Source organism: Flavobacterium circumlabens (assembly GCF_004345565.1).
GTDB classification, from domain to species: Bacteria; Bacteroidota; Bacteroidia; order Flavobacteriales; family Flavobacteriaceae; genus Flavobacterium; species Flavobacterium circumlabens.
Window position 1 is genome coordinate 855,231 of record NZ_SLWA01000001.1, and the last position, 15,093, is coordinate 870,323.

15 protein-coding genes are annotated in these 15,093 nt (G+C 32.1%); 2 read left to right on the plus strand and 13 right to left on the minus strand.

The annotated features are described in order from the left end of the window. Positions 1-4: 4 nt before the first annotated feature. Complete coding sequence (locus EV142_RS03650; RefSeq protein WP_132032800.1) at positions 5-535, plus strand: ORF6N domain-containing protein; 531 nt, start codon at positions 5-7, stop codon at positions 533-535. Positions 536-540: 5 nt separating this feature from the next. Here the strand turns inward: EV142_RS03650 and EV142_RS03655 are convergent, their stop codons facing one another. The 13 genes from EV142_RS03655 to EV142_RS03715 all read right to left on the minus strand — a co-directional run bounded on the left by EV142_RS03655 (position 541) and on the right by EV142_RS03715 (position 14,700). Next, positions 541-1,308, minus strand: coding sequence for a glycosyltransferase family 2 protein (locus EV142_RS03655; protein WP_132032802.1), 768 nt, complete (start codon positions 1,306-1,308; stop codon positions 541-543). Positions 1,309-1,395: 87 nt separating this feature from the next. Then, on the minus strand, positions 1,396-2,379 hold the full coding sequence (locus EV142_RS03660; RefSeq protein ID WP_132032804.1) for a UDP-glucuronic acid decarboxylase family protein: 984 nt from the start codon (positions 2,377-2,379) through the stop codon (positions 1,396-1,398). Beyond that, complete coding sequence (locus EV142_RS03665) at positions 2,379-3,506, minus strand: glycosyltransferase (RefSeq protein ID WP_132032806.1); 1,128 nt, start codon at positions 3,504-3,506, stop codon at positions 2,379-2,381. The genes EV142_RS03660 and EV142_RS03665 overlap by 1 nt, the downstream gene beginning before the upstream one ends. Next, a complete protein-coding gene (locus EV142_RS03670; protein WP_132032808.1) occupies positions 3,499-4,692 on the minus strand; it encodes an O-antigen ligase family protein in 1,194 nt (397 codons plus the stop codon). Before EV142_RS03670 ends, EV142_RS03665 begins: the two co-directional genes overlap by 8 nt. Beyond that, a complete protein-coding gene (locus EV142_RS03675) occupies positions 4,689-5,486 on the minus strand; it encodes a glycosyltransferase (protein WP_132032810.1) in 798 nt (265 codons plus the stop codon). Before EV142_RS03675 ends, EV142_RS03670 begins: the two co-directional genes overlap by 4 nt. After that, the gene (locus tag EV142_RS03680) at positions 5,476-6,861 is read right to left on the minus strand and encodes an O-antigen ligase family protein (protein WP_132032812.1); all 1,386 of its coding nucleotides are present in this window, start codon (positions 6,859-6,861) and stop codon (positions 5,476-5,478) included. The genes EV142_RS03675 and EV142_RS03680 overlap by 11 nt, the downstream gene beginning before the upstream one ends. Continuing rightward, positions 6,862-7,941, minus strand: coding sequence for a glycosyltransferase (locus EV142_RS03685; protein WP_132032814.1), 1,080 nt, complete (start codon positions 7,939-7,941; stop codon positions 6,862-6,864). It abuts the gene before it with no gap. Beyond that, complete coding sequence (locus EV142_RS03690; RefSeq protein WP_132032816.1) at positions 7,928-9,232, minus strand: flippase; 1,305 nt, start codon at positions 9,230-9,232, stop codon at positions 7,928-7,930. Before EV142_RS03690 ends, EV142_RS03685 begins: the two co-directional genes overlap by 14 nt. Positions 9,233-9,302: 70 nt before the next feature. Next, on the minus strand, positions 9,303-9,839 hold the full coding sequence (locus EV142_RS03695) for a hypothetical protein (RefSeq protein WP_132032818.1): 537 nt from the start codon (positions 9,837-9,839) through the stop codon (positions 9,303-9,305). A 149-nt stretch (positions 9,840-9,988) separates the two neighbouring features. Continuing rightward, positions 9,989-10,975: a hypothetical protein gene (locus EV142_RS03700; RefSeq protein WP_132032820.1), complete on the minus strand. Its 987-nt coding sequence runs from the start codon at positions 10,973-10,975 to the stop codon at positions 9,989-9,991. 9 nt (positions 10,976-10,984) lie between these two features. Beyond that, the gene (locus EV142_RS03705) at positions 10,985-12,664 is read right to left on the minus strand and encodes a DUF6909 family protein (RefSeq protein WP_132032822.1); all 1,680 of its coding nucleotides are present in this window, start codon (positions 12,662-12,664) and stop codon (positions 10,985-10,987) included. A 39-nt stretch (positions 12,665-12,703) separates the two neighbouring features. Then, a complete protein-coding gene (locus EV142_RS03710) occupies positions 12,704-14,188 on the minus strand; it encodes a GH3 auxin-responsive promoter family protein (RefSeq protein WP_132032824.1) in 1,485 nt (494 codons plus the stop codon). Positions 14,189-14,199: 11 nt separating this feature from the next. Continuing rightward, positions 14,200-14,700 (minus strand): peptidase, encoded by a 501-nt coding sequence (locus EV142_RS03715; RefSeq protein ID WP_132032826.1) that lies wholly within the window; start codon positions 14,698-14,700, stop codon positions 14,200-14,202. Between the two features lie 210 nt (positions 14,701-14,910). Here EV142_RS03715 and EV142_RS03720 point away from each other — a divergent pair, with 210 nt between their 5' ends. Further along, the gene (locus EV142_RS03720) at positions 14,911-15,090 is read left to right on the plus strand and encodes a Sec-independent protein translocase subunit TatA/TatB (protein WP_132032828.1); all 180 of its coding nucleotides are present in this window, start codon (positions 14,911-14,913) and stop codon (positions 15,088-15,090) included. Positions 15,091-15,093 lie beyond the last annotated feature (3 nt).

The window sequence follows — 15,093 nt, forward strand, 5'->3', positions numbered from 1 at the left end:
ACTTATGGACAATCAATCTTTACTTTCAGAAGAAACTATTTCTGATAAAATATACTTTATCCGCAATCAAAAAGTAATGCTTGACAGTGATCTCGCCATGTTGTATGGTGTTGAAACTAAAGTATTAAAGCAAGCTGTTAAGAGAAATTTGTCACGATTTCCAGAAGATTTCATGTTTGAACTTACTAAAATAGAGTATGATTCTTCAAGGTCACAGTTTGTGACCTTGAAGAATGGGAGAGGATCAAACTTAAAATATCTTCCTTTTGCATTTACTGAACATGGAATTTTAATGCTCTCTAGTGTGTTGAAAAGTGATAAAGCCATTCAGACCAATATTCAGATTATGCGAATTTTTACGAAAGTGAGACAAATGCTTTTGGACACCACAGAAATCAAAGTTGATATTCTCCAGATTCAAAAGAAACTGGAAAATCACGATAAAAATATCGAATTGGTATTTTCTTATTTAGATGAGCTGACAGAGAAAAAGGAAAACAAAATTGAAAGAGTCAAAATTGGATTTAAGAAATAACTCCTTTAAATCTTTTTTATATATCGAGGTTTTATAACCAACTGCGTGATTAAAAAACGAATCATCAGGAAAACAGAAGACACAGAATTATAACCGTGAAATTGTCTGTAAACCTCAAAGTTGTGTTTAATCAACTTGAATTTTGAAGACGAAATGGAATCTTTTCTGATTCTGTAAAAGGCCAAAGGTTCGGGAACGGGTTTAGTCGTTTTAATTTGTTTTACAATCGTAAGCCACAATCTCCAGTCCTGTCTCTTTTGAGACGCCGGTAAAGTAATTTTTCCGAAATATTCGGCATCGTAAATCGCGGTTAAGTTCCCCACATAATTACAAAAAAACAGTTGTCTGTACGTTAGATTCAATGGTGCTTCTACTCTTCTGTGTAAGTTATTCCCCTCTTCATCAATGCAGTCATAAAAACTAAAGGTAAACGGTAAATTATTTGCTTTTAAAAAGTCTATTTGCTTTTCCAGTTTTTCAGGAAGCCATACATCATCGGCATCGAGATAGGCAATATATTTTCCTGTGGCTTTTTCTACAGCAACATTTCTTGCAAAACCATTTCCTGAATTTTTGGATAATTTAAATAGTTTTATCCGATCGTCTTTTTGAGCATATCTCTCAATTATTGCAACGGTCTGATCTGTTGAAGCATCATCTACCAAAATCATTTCCCATATTTTATAGGTTTGTTTCTGAACAGATTGCAAAGTCGATTCGATGAACTTTTCCGTATTATAGGTTGGGATTATAATTGAAACTAATTCGCTCATTTGATGGTAACTGCTTTGAAAATTTATGCTTTAACTTAAAATAATCAGCGTGGATTTCAATACGAAATCCACGCTGTATTAAGAGTATTATTTTATATAACTTGAAAAATCTTTATGTTCTTCTTTGGAAAGTTCTTCTTTGGAAAGTGATCTGAAGTAATCGTAAGTGATTTTCATTCCTTCAGAACGATTTACTTTGGCTTCCCAGCCTAATAATTCTTTTGCTTTTGTAGTATCCGGCTGACGCTGTAAAGGATCGTTTACCGGTAAGGGATGATACACTACTTTCTGATTGGTTCCTGTCAGTTTTATAATTTCTTCGGCAAAATCTTTAATCGTAATCTCGTCCGGATTTCCAATATTTACGGGATATACATAATCGGAATGCAACAATCTGAAAATACCTTCTACCTGATCATCAACATAACAAAAGGAACGTGTTTGCATTCCGTCACCAAAAATAGTCAAATCTTCACCGCGTAGCGCCTGACCGATAAATGCCGGAATAACACGGCCGTCGTTTAATCGCATTCTTGGTCCGTACGTATTAAAAATACGAACGATCCTGGTTTCTACTCCGTGAAAAGTATGATAGGCCATCGTAATCGATTCCTGAAAGCGTTTTGCTTCGTCATAAACACCACGTGGTCCAATTGTATTTACATTTCCGTAATATTCTTCTGTCTGAGGATGAACCAACGGATCTCCGTAAACTTCAGAGGTAGATGCTATCAGGATTCTGGCATTTTTAACACGTGCCAAACCTAATAAATTATGTGTTCCCAATGATCCGACTTTTAAAGTCTGAATTGGTATCTTCAGATAATCAATAGGACTCGCCGGTGAAGCAAAATGCAATATATAATCTAAGTCACCAGGGACATGTACAAATTTTGTAATATCATGATGGTAAAATTCGAAGTTTTCTAATTTGAATAAATGCTCAATATTTTTAAGATCTCCGGTAATCAGATTATCCATCCCAATAACATAGTAACCCTCCTTGATGAATCGGTCACACAAATGCGATCCCAAAAATCCTGCTGCTCCGGTAATAAGTATTCTTTTCATTATCTCTTTATTTGCTCTCTATAAATAAATTCCAAATCATTTATTTTTTCTAAAATATTATGATTCATCTCAAATGTTTTTTTTGCATTTTTTGAAAACTCATGGTATGCATTTTCATCATTTAGCAACGTAATTATTTTTTCACAAAAGTTAATTGTGTTATTATCTTTTACGGTATAGCCGTTAAAATCATCTTTAATCAAGTCTTTGTTTCCATCGCAGTCAGAAACCACACCAGGTATTGACAAAGCTAAACTTTCAATTATAGCATAAGGTAATCCTTCATATCTCGCTGCAGACAAATATAATTTTGATTTACTAATTATATTTAAAACATCTTCACGTGAAGTCCAGTTTAAAAGTGTTACGTTCTCTATTAAATCTAGTTTAGAAATTAATTCCTGAACTTCTTCTAACTGATCTGCATGGTGTCCGACTCCCAATAATACCAGATGCATTTTTTGCGTTTTGTTAATTTCATATAAAATACGAATTAACTCCTCTATATTTTTCTGATAACAGGGTCTGCCAACCGTGCAAAGATACTCGTCCGGCCATGTTTTTGGTATCGAAAGTTCTGATATATTTTTAATTGGTTCAATTGCATTATTAAAAAGCAGTGTTTTTGCTACCGGAAAGCCAACATCTTGTGTAGCTCTGTTTAATTCTGACTCAGAAGAGGCCAGTAAAACTGAATTTCCTTTTGAAAGTATTTTTTCTACCGTTAGAAAAACAGATCTTTTTAATTTACTGTTTGCGCTCAAATAAGAAAATGCCTGCGGAGTATGGAGTACTTTTATTCCTGTTAAAAATCCAACAACTCTTCCGATCACTCCTCCTTTTGTACTATGGGAATGTATAAGATCCGGTTTCTCTTTTCTAATTATCCTTAAAGCTCTTACAATGGCGAGATAATCATTTTTTAATGATATTGATCTGTATATTGGAAGCTTATAATCGATAATGCTTTTTGAGTTTTTATCTCTGAATTGTTCTTTTATGTCCGTATCCCCATGAATCACAAAACATTCAAAATGTGAAGGGTCAAGATTTTGGAGTATTTGTCGTAATGAAACATCAACACCACCTACGGAATGAAGAATATGGGCAACCTTAATTTTATTCATTACTAACTTTCTTTTGGGGAACCAAATTTAGAATAAATATCGCGAACAAATAACATCCAAACTGTCTATAAAATATGTTTTCTACAAAAAAGAATAATAAAAATGATATTGCGATTGCAATTGCAAAAAAGTTTGATTTTGCCTCGTAAAACAATTTTATAAAAAAGCTTATAAACAGTAGCAGCCCCAAAAGACCACCAATTAGATAAAAATCTATAAACTGATTGTGGGAGTTAAATTTCTCAGAAAGAAAATATTCTTTTTTCGATTGGTTTTCTATTGTTGTGGTATAACAATCCAGGAAATTATTTGTGATGGTCTCGTATCCACTGAATCCGGATAATAAAAGAAAATCCTTTTTTAATGTCATATTATTGGCACAATTCCAAATCACAATTCTTGGTTCATAATCTGATGCTACTTTTAAAGATTCTTCTATATTGTTTTTGATAAAAAATCTTTCGGATATGTTTTTGTTCGTCACCACAATAATTCCAAATAAAACGATGATCGACGCTGTAAATAGTATTTTCTTATACCATTGAACTTTGTAGTAAAAAAGAAAATAAACAACAGCAATGCAAAATATTGTAATAATGGAAATTCTGGCAGAAATTAATATAATAAACAGCAGTAGTACTATGGCGTTTAGTATGTAAATCCATTTTTGTTTTATGCTCACAACTGCTTTTTCTACTGACAATAAAAATCCTAAAACGGCAACAAAACCAATATAGGGGCGCTCCAGAAGTAATAAATTATTAACCTCAGCGGTATTTGCAAATGGTAATGTATGGTTTTTATAAAAAAACATCCCGATTAAAAACAAGGAGCTCACGATGCAGGCGTTTATTCCCAAAAGGATGAAAAGTTTAAACCTTTCAATATCTGTAATTTTACGTAGTATAAGTGAAAACCAAAAAAGCAACAGCATACCCTTGTAAACTTTCAAATCGTAGACGATAGTACCATAAAAAAGAGATTTGATAAATAGATATAACAGTAATAAAAATAAAACAGTTCCGGCAGAAAATGTCTTTTTATATTCTTTTAGGTTGAGATCCTTAAGATATAAAAGTGATAAAAGTACCAATAGGATATTGGGCAGCGCTTTTGAAAAAAAAAGCGTCAAAATCAATATATAAATAAGATAGTCGAAAGCATTCTGTTTAATTACATTCTTCATTTTCTAATTTTTTTTATAGACAAAATCAAATTATAAGGAAGAAACAAGAGTACATAATTTCTAAGCAATCCGTAAATTGGATAGAAACCAAAATAGAAATGTTTTTTTATAATTGTAATTCTGCTTTTAACCTGCTGTTTCCTTTTTTTTAATGAAATTCCGTTGGCATTGATTTCAATTTGTGTAAGATATTCTTCCATATTTGCCATTTTGTATTTCCGGGAAATAGTAAAGAAAAAAGCATAATCTTCTGCGAATTTATGGTCTAAAGGATATAAACTGACGCTATCTAAAATTTCAGAACAAAACATCACGGCAGGATGAATCAGCATCGAATTCAAATACATTTTCTTTTTTATATTCCTGTCTTCCAGTGGTAAATTGATCGAATATAGAAAATGACCATTTGTGTCGACAGCCAACACATTTGATCCTACAATTTTTACCTCCGGATTTTCTTCCAGAAATGCTTTTTGAACAGCGAATCTCTTTCCAAGACAGCTATCTCCGCAATCTAATCTTGCGATGTATTTATATTTTTTTTCAATACTAATTTTTAATCCTGAATTTAAAGCTGTTTCAATTCCTTTATTACTTTTCAAATATTCGAATAGTATAATTCCTCTTGCTTTAAAATTAGACCGGACAACAGCTTCATCAAATTTATCTGTAACACTTCCGTCATCAACAATTATGACATCAATTTCCTCGTCTGGATCAATAGAACGCAATGATCGAAGTAATCCTTCAGAATTATTAAAATATGGGATTAGAAGGACAGCACTATTGTTCATTTTTCAATGCTTTTAGTTTATATCTTAATTGAATTAAAATAGCAATACTTAGCCAGACAACATACATTCGAAATGTATCAATCTGAAGCCAGTTTATGTATAATCCTATCAGTGTAATTAGAATAATTACGGTTAATGTTTTTTCTTCATTCTGAGTACTTTTCATTATGCTTATCGTTTCTCTTAAAGAAAAATATAGCAACATAATAAACAAAAGAAAGCCTAATAATCCTGTTTCTGCCAATAATCTTGTATATAAATTATATCCCGGAGGAAAAGTTTTTTCTTTCTTGTTTTTGTAATACAATTTAAACTCGTAATTGTTTTTTGTTGCCCAACCCGGATAATGGGTTCTGTTATGATAGGCTTGCTGCCCAAATCCAACTCCTGCGATTGGGTTTTCCTTAAAAACCTGTATCGACGCATATTGGATTCCAAATCTTGACTGGTTAGAAATGCTTTTAGTCAAATTATTTTTAAAATCTAATGATTCCATTTTAGTTGCAACGGACTTCATTACTTTTTCTCCATTAAAAGCTAACAGAACAGCAAAAATTACAGCAAAACCAATCAATGCTTTTTTTATATAGGTCTTAAATCGAATGTCTTTGTATAAAAAAATTGCAAAAATCAGCAACTGAAAAAATATTACAATTAATCCTGTTCTTGATCCCGAAAAGTACGTCAGGAGTAATACTGCAATGGCCGGTAAAAATTTGGTTGGTTTTTTGTTTGTCAAAATATAGCTAAACATCCAGCCGGCAATACTTATTAAGTAAATGGCAAGAAAGGGAGGCTCGTAAGAAACAGAAGAAATCCTTCCTTCAGGATGAAGATGTACTTCTGAAAAAGGAAAATAATCAAACAGATTTAAGACCGGATAAAAGATTCTAAACCCAAAAACAATTACCAAAGTTTCGAGAAAACCATATACGGAAGCAATAATTAAAGAGTATAAAAAAACTTTTCTGATCTTGAAAAGCATTTCCTTTACTTCCATTTTTGCTAAAACATTTATGTATAAAATCAGGAATATGAAACTTGAAGTAATTAGTGCAAAATACTGTCTTATAAATCTGTTTATTCCGGTGGTGTGTTTAAAATAATTAGTAGTAATTGTATCCAGGTTTACTATAAATGTTATGATGCACCAAGCCAAAAACAATATTACACACTGAAAAAGTATGTTTTTATAAGGGATCATAATTTTTTTAGAATAAAAGGTATCTGCCACTAAAAATAAAAATCCACCAAATAAAAAGAGCGCTCCGGATTCGCTTTTAAATTCACCCAGGGCAGAAATACCCTCGTATTCATTAAAAGGAAAGAAGAACAAACCTAAAAAAAATAAAACTGTATAAATTTTTTGAAGCACTTAATTGTTTTTGGTTAATTTATTTAATTTTCTAATCGTTTCAGAAATAACGGGATGATACCCTATTTGAATCATCAGTATTAAAAAAAACAGCAGAATCGAAGATTTTTTAGTAATTACCTTTAAAACTATTCTCTCATATATTCCTTTATCAGCAATTACTTCCTGATTGTATTTTTTTGCTATTTCGTAAACTTTCGCATGAAATACCATTCGCTTTATATAATTATATTTTATCTTCAACGAAGTTTTAGTTACAGCACACTTATATAACAGATAAAAGACTCTCTGAATAAATCGTACCGCTTTTAATTCCTCTATTTCGCTATCCGGAAGGGTAAGATTATATTCTTTTTTATAATCGAAATAATATTTTTCAAGCGCTTTAGAAAAATAATCGTTTTCTATCGTTAATCTGGATTTACTGGTAGCAACTTCCCGATAATAATACCCCGCGTAATCAATAAATACTATTTTTTCAGCTTTATTGAAAGCTTGTATATTAAACATATTATCTTCTTCAATTACTCTGTTTTTAGGAAAATGTATGTTATTCAAATCAACAAAACTTCTTTTATAAATTTTATTCCAAACTGCAAATAAATCCTCTGTCTTCAATAGATTAGGAATTATTTCAGCTTGAATAAAGGGCTGTGCGTAAAGAATACCTACATCAAAAACCGGATCTTTAATAATATATTTACCATCTCTTCCTAAAATAGTTTTAGAAACTACAATGTCTAAATTATCATGTTGAGCAGTTTCATACAAATGTTCAAACATATCGTCTTTTACAAAATCATCATTGTCTAAAAAGCCGATATATTCTCCTTTAGCAACTGCAATTCCAGTATTTCTTGCCTCGCTGATCCCTTTATTAATTTGGCTGATTACTATAATTCTACTGTCCTTTTTTTGGTATCCCTGAATAATGCCAATACTATTGTCTGTAGATCCATCATTAACAAAAATAAATTCGCATGCAATTAACGTCTGATTTATGAGCGATTTTATACAATCCTGCAAAAACGCTTCCCCATTATAAACGGGAATGATTATACTGACTTTAATTGAATTCATTCTTTCCCCCTTTTTGAGCTATCATATCAATCTCTCTTTTTGCAAAATACCACATCCCTAAAGCAATTAAAACCTGAGTGATAATGAGTGTAATAGCTGTTCCTAACTCTTTATAATAATAAGTAAGCAATAAATTAATACCCAAATTTAGAATTGTAGCGTACAATATAACCCGGAAATATAAATTATCTTTTCCCAAATTTAAAAGGATTTGTTTTCCGTACATGGAGTCTAAAAAGGAAAGCAATGGTATAAGTATTAAAATTTTAAAGAGAATTACAGCCGAAACCATTTCAGCTCCGTAGATTATTTTTATAATTTGTTCTGCAAAACAAAAGCATATCACAATAATGACAGAAAATATAAAAGCACCATACATCGTGATTTTTTTTATTTTTTGAATCGTACTATATTTATCCAGACTCATCTCTTTGGAGAGGTATGGAAAAAGTGTATTTGAAATTGGTGTCTGCAAATTTCCTATTGCCCTCGCCAGTTTTTCTGCTGCTGAAAAAAATCCTACCGCATGATTTCCTGCAATAATTCCCAAAATTAAAGTATTGGTATTGGTAAATAAAGAGATTTTTAATTCTGATAAAAAAACATATTTACCCTTATTTAATTGTTCCTTGATTTTTTTAAATGATTGAACCCGAAACCTGATATTGAAATCTTTCCGGAGATAAAATAAAGAAAAAATTCCTGCAGAAATAAAACCTAATGCATTAAAAACAGGAACAAGATAATAATCGGATTTGTGTTTTATAAAAATAAAAAGCGCAATTGTAAAAATGATCTTCGTTACTAAATTCAGATACGTAATATATTTCATTTTTTGAATTCCCTGAAAATACCACACCGGAAAAATCGCCTGACCAAGAATAGATCCAAATGAAAATAAATAGACCATCCAATAGGTTCTGAAAATTTCAAAAGCAAAAACAATTCCTGTCATCAGGATAAAACTCAATACTACCAAAAGCAATTTGGTTGACATAATCTGGTTGAAAATTTCATTTTGCTTTTCCACATTATCCATTACCATTGAAACATCTCTTGTGCCTGTAGCATTAAAGCCGTAGTCGGTAATAATTTGAAAATAAGTAATAAAGGCAAATGAAAAAGATAATAAACCAAAATATTCAACTCCGAGGACTCTTATTAGATAAGGAAGTGTAATTAATGGCAGAATTAAATTGAGACCTTGCAGTACGGAGAGATAAACAAAATTTGAAGCTAAAATTTTGTGTTTTTTATATTGTCGAAATATATCAAAAAGTTTTAGCTTCAAAATTTTAATTTAGGTTATAAAAAAAGGCTATGATCAGATGAAATAGCCTTAATAATTTATTAGGAAGAATTTACATTTTAGCACCTCTGACTTTTTCCAGTTCAGGATAAATTGCGGGCTTAGTTAAGAAATAAGGATCATAGTTTTCCCCTTCCTTAACAAATGTTGCTGTCCCTGATGCGTCATCAAACTTTATAAATTCGTTTGGTGTGAAATATTTGGATAAATCTTTTTGCTCTATTTTAAAAGTTCTTCCTTCAAAACTTAATGTTACAGAATTGATTTTAACAGGCTCCTGATCTTTTTTAGAACTGATATCAAAACGAATATCATTTGGTAAAATTCCCTCAGGAACACTAAATGTTATCGTTTGCGGTTCATCTTTTCCTTTTACTCCGTAATAAACGGTGTTTTTATCATCAAAAAAAGAAATGGAAGGGTCTTTATAAAAAAGAATTAATTCATCATCTTTTTTGATGTCTAAATCTACAATTACATCAAATGTATTTGCTTTAACTTCTTCTACAGGTTTCTCTTCCTCTTTGTTTTTACAGGATATTAAAGAAACTATAACTAATAAATTTAAAAGAATTAATTTTGTTTTCATTTGTAATTTTTTTGGCAAAAATATATTTTTTTTAATATTAAATTATAAAAATGTTTATATAATTCATTGTTATTATACTTCAGAAACAACTATTGCTTCTTTTATTAAATAATTATCTGTTTTTCAACTCCTTATAGTTTATAAATAATTTAAAGTGTTGGAGAAATTTTAAGTTTCTGTCTTTTATAAAAAGAATTAAAAACAGTCAAAAGTACAAATACGAAAATAAATACCAGCGGTAATAAAAGTTTTAAATTTCCATTAATAAATTTAGGTGCTTCAATGTTCATCGTTACACTGCTTTCTTTAATAATTTTATCAAATCCAATTAATTCAATTTTATGAGTTCCCTGCTCACTCAATAGCAGGTCTTTCGTTTTTATTATATCGTTTAGCTGTGTATTCTCGTTGTTATACAATAACTTATCACTTCTGTTCGAATATTTAGTTGCGCTTGAGAAATTACTCAAAACACCATCGATCTGCTTAATTATAGAGTCGTTTTGTCTAATTTTTGAATTTGTATTCGTACAAACCTGTTTTTGAATTTTTTTGAAATAATCCGATTTATTCAAATAAGCGAACAATGGTTCTATAAGTTTTTCTTCAGATGCTTTTTTCTTCGTATAAATAATTATTTTTTGAAAAGGATAGTTTTTACTTGTTGTACTTTCTTCAATAACTTTGTTGACATCTCCATCTTCCGCTAATAACTTGAGTAGTTCGAAATTTTCTGGTTTATTCTTAACAAAATTATAGACGTCCGTAATTGGTTTTATTTTAATTTCATTCAGATTTTTAGGCTCTTTAATACCTACAATTTCTTTAAGAAAAACAGTATCCCCGGATATAATTTTTGATTCTAATAAATCAATTTTCGAATATAAATAATCAACACTTCCGAAATTTGGCGTTACGATGATTTCATTACTATACGCTTTTTTAGCGTCGAAATATAACCCTATAGCAAACCCGGCCACTATTAAAATTAAAACAATAATCCAGTTTCGGACAAAAAACTGGATTCCATTAAAAATAGAAGCATTAACCGATTCAAAAAAGCTGCCGATTTTTTTAGAAATCTGTGCTAAATCAATTTCCTGATCTTCTTGATTTTGGGGTACTTTTGTACTCATTTATTAGGGCTATTTGAGGTTGAATATTTGTTCTAAAATTTTAATGGTAATCAAGTACGTTGGTTTTACACCTGTTGTACCTAATCCCCCGGAAGCCAGCGTACTTCCTGTTTCCAATGGATTATCTGATGCATAATAGGCGTATCGAACCTTCACGTCATGCGGCACACTTTTTCTGATTTTTGATGCTGACTGTATGGCCTTCTGATAATACGAACCTTCCATTTCAAGGCCAATTACACCCCAGGTCGATTCGTGAAAGAATTTTAATAAATCCCTATTTTGTAATGATGTTCCTAAAACGGTAACCATAGCGCCCTCAAAAACCGCGATATCATTTCCTTCAAACATAGCTCCTGTCAATTCATTTTCGAAGAAATAATTATCGGCTGTTCCTTCATTTATATGAGCTGTCGGGATCATGATATCTCCTTTTCCTCCTTCTAAAATTCCGGCTTTACCCATTATCGAGACCGATTTTACTTCCAGTAAAGTATCTTTTTTATACGGCTTCAACAGTTCATCAATGGTTTCATACGCCTGCTCTCCAAAAGCATAATCCATTACAATAATAACCGGTTTTTGTTCGTCTAATTTTGCTTTGGGAAAAGCTGTTTTTGCCCAGTCAATTTTAGCGGTATCAAAAATCTGAACGTCAATATTTGTCCCTGATGTATCCGGTAAAGAAATCATTCCGTTTTTCAGGGCAAGTTCTTCTACCAGATTTCTGGTTTCTTTTGCGCCTGACTTACTTAATTCCTCATAAATGAAAAAATCGGATTTCTCTTTGAATTTTGTTTTTAGCAACGGAGTTGCAAAAATAGAATTCATCACACTATGCATATTGGCACTGATCACATGAATCGGTCTTTTTAAAAGACTGTTCGCTTTTAAAACTTCCTTGATGTTTGTCGCCCAGATTTCTCCATGAATATGGTGTCCTAAGCGTTCTCTCAAAACCGGACTAAAAGTAATCGTACGTTTATTGTTATCAATTACTTCCTCGATCGCTAATTTTCCTAACCAGTAAATTACATGCAGGAAACGATCCGGTGCATCATCAGACCCAAAAGTGTCATAAATGTCTAAAACTTCTTCGAAGGTTCTTGCCAAAATATTCGCAACGTGAGAAATTGCTTTTTCTTTTTCTATCAAAGACAATTTCTTGGTTTGCATAACTGCCTGCTCCAGCTTCATCCAGTCACGGGAAACTTCACCTCCGTCGTCTAATAAAACCCTGTTTTTTATTTTGTGGGATTCGATGAAGATAAAAGTCAAATGTGTCAAAATATCGTAAATGTCTGATCGTCCTCTGGTGATTTCAACATTCATTTGTTCCTCATCTATTCGGTAACAATTTCGTCGTCTTTTCGGAGGAACGATTGCCTGAAAATGTGATTTGGAATATCCTTCGTCTGACGTCAGATTAATAAATCGACATTGCTCAATTCCAATCGGAAGGCGCTCTATAACATACAGAAGTCCATTCAGTTCTACTTTTTCTTCTCCAATGTTTCCATAAATCTCAGGACGCAATGCCAATAAAGATTCACGTAAACTATCGCCCGAAACTCCCATTGGTTTGTAAAAACCACGGTTGAATAAATGGCGCATAGTGATGTACATTTTTTCTATCGCCGCAGATGATTCCTGTGCTCTTGATCTTGATATATGTTTGGTTTCTTTCATGTATTTTTATTTTCGAACTTACAAATGTAAGTTGTTTTTCTATTTCAAATTATCTGCAATATCCCTATTATTCGACAATCTCGGAATTTTATTTTGTCCGCCTAATTTTCCCTGTGATTTCATGTATTCCTGAAAACCATATTTGGAAACTTTGGTAACAACTACTTTTCGCAACACATTCCCTGTTATTAAATCGTCATAATAAATATTCTGTTTTCGCATGGCGGTGTCTATCGCTTCCGCAAAAACGTCCATGTCTTCAGGTTCTTTTTCAAATTCTACCAACCATTCGTGGTAAGGCAATCCGACCGATGGCGTAATCTGAGGTGCTACGGTAAATTCGTTAATTACAATCGTGGTTCCCTGTGTTGCTTCTTTCATCGCATTTTCTACTTCACTTGCAATAACATGCTCGCCAAAAGCGGAAATATAGTGTTTGATTCGCCCCGAAACAATTACCCGATGTGGAAATAACGACGTAAACTGAACAGTATCACCAATATTATATCCCCAGAGCCCGGCATTTGTTGATATTATTAAGGCATAATTTACGCCAACCTCAACTTCTCCAATTGTAAGCCTGTTTGGGTTTTCTGTAAAGAATTCATCTGCTTTTATGAACTCATAAAAAATTCCGGAATTCAATAACAAAAGCATTCCTTTTGATTTTTGAGAATCCTGATAGGCAAAAAATCCTTCCGAAGCCGGAAACAACTCAATACTGTCTACTTTTCTGCCAATCATGCTTTCGAACTTCGCGCGATAAGGCTCATAATTAACTCCTCCGTAAATGAACAAGTTAAAATTTTTGAATAGCTCCCCTATTTTTTTTCCCCCGCTTTTTTCCTGCAAACGCTCAAAATACATTTGTACCCACGAAGGAATTCCCGAAATAATGGTCATATTCTGCTCGATTGTTTCCTCAACGATGGCATTGACTTTCGTATCCCAATCTTCAATACAATTGGTTTCTAAAGACGGCATTCGGTTTTTTTGCAGGTATTTCGGAACAAAATGCGCTGCTATTCCGGATAATCTTCCAAATTTAATTCCGTATTTTTCAGTTAAAATTGGGCTTCCCTGCAGGAAAATCATTTTTCCGTCAACAAAATCGGCATTTCCGGTTTCATGTATATAATGCAAAATCGCATTTCTCGAAGCTTCAATATGATACGGCATTGACTCTTTGGTCAGCGGAATATATTTTGCCCCCGAAGTGGTTCCGGAAGTTTTCGCAAAATAAAGTGGTTTGCCTTTCCATAGAATATCTTTTTCGCCCATTCTCACCTTGTCTATATAAGGTTTCAGGTCTTCATAATCTCTTACAGGAACCTGTTTTCTAAAATCCTGAAACGTTTTTATTGTATCAAAATGATGATCTGTACCAAAAACAGTGTCTTTTGCGCCACTGATCAAACTTTTAAATACGGCAAGCTGGGTTTCAACCGGCTTATTGGCCCAGGCTTGGGTTTGGTAGTATATTTTGGTTGCAAATAATTTTGCCGCTACTGATTTAATTGACATTTTTCTGAATCTTATTTTTTGTCACTTTTGTTTTTATTTTGGCCTTTTTCTCCCGACTCCTTCTCCACTTTTGCCACTTCTTCTCTAAGTTTGATTTCTTCTTCAGAAGCTTTCATATCAAGATCAGGAGTTTCTTCTGTTTCGGATAGAATAGAATCTTTATTAAACTTCGCATATTCCAGCTCTCCTCTTAAAACTTTTTGGATTCCTTTTATATAGAGTTCATTTTTCTTTAAAGCCCTTTCCAGTGAATCCGATTTTATAGCCAGTTCGGTTGCATTTTTCTTCAGTCCAGAAGAAGAATAGCCGGGGATAAATTCTCGTAAAGAGGTAAAAGCAATGATGAAAGTAGTGATTAAAATTAAAAATATTCCTCCAAGTGAAAAAACAACAAAGACGTTCATTAACGTCAGTTTGAACGAAAAAATCTCTTCAAAAGTGTCTTCATTCAAAATTACCAATCGGTTTTTGATGAATAATTTTTTCCTGAAATTAAATTTCTTTTTAGCCATTTTAGGTTGTTTACACGAGCAAATATAAGAATTAATCACTGTCTTGGTGCGTATCAAAATTAAGGGAATGTTCTTAAATTATAATTTTAAAGAATATTTAACGCTATTAAAAACAAATATTTTGATCCAAATACTCTTCTTCTTCGTATATTCTATATACATTTGCGTTACAATTAGAAAACAATTTGCTTAGGCATTAAATATACAATCATGGGAAGATTAGGTCTTACAGAAATCCTCGTAATAGTTGGTATCATATTATTACTTTTTGGAGGTAAAAAAATTCCGGAATTAATGAAAGGTTTAGGAAGCGGTATTAAGGAATTTAAGAACGCTGCTAAAGACGATCAGACCGCAAATGCTGTCAAAAAAGAGGAAGAAGCAAAATAAGGA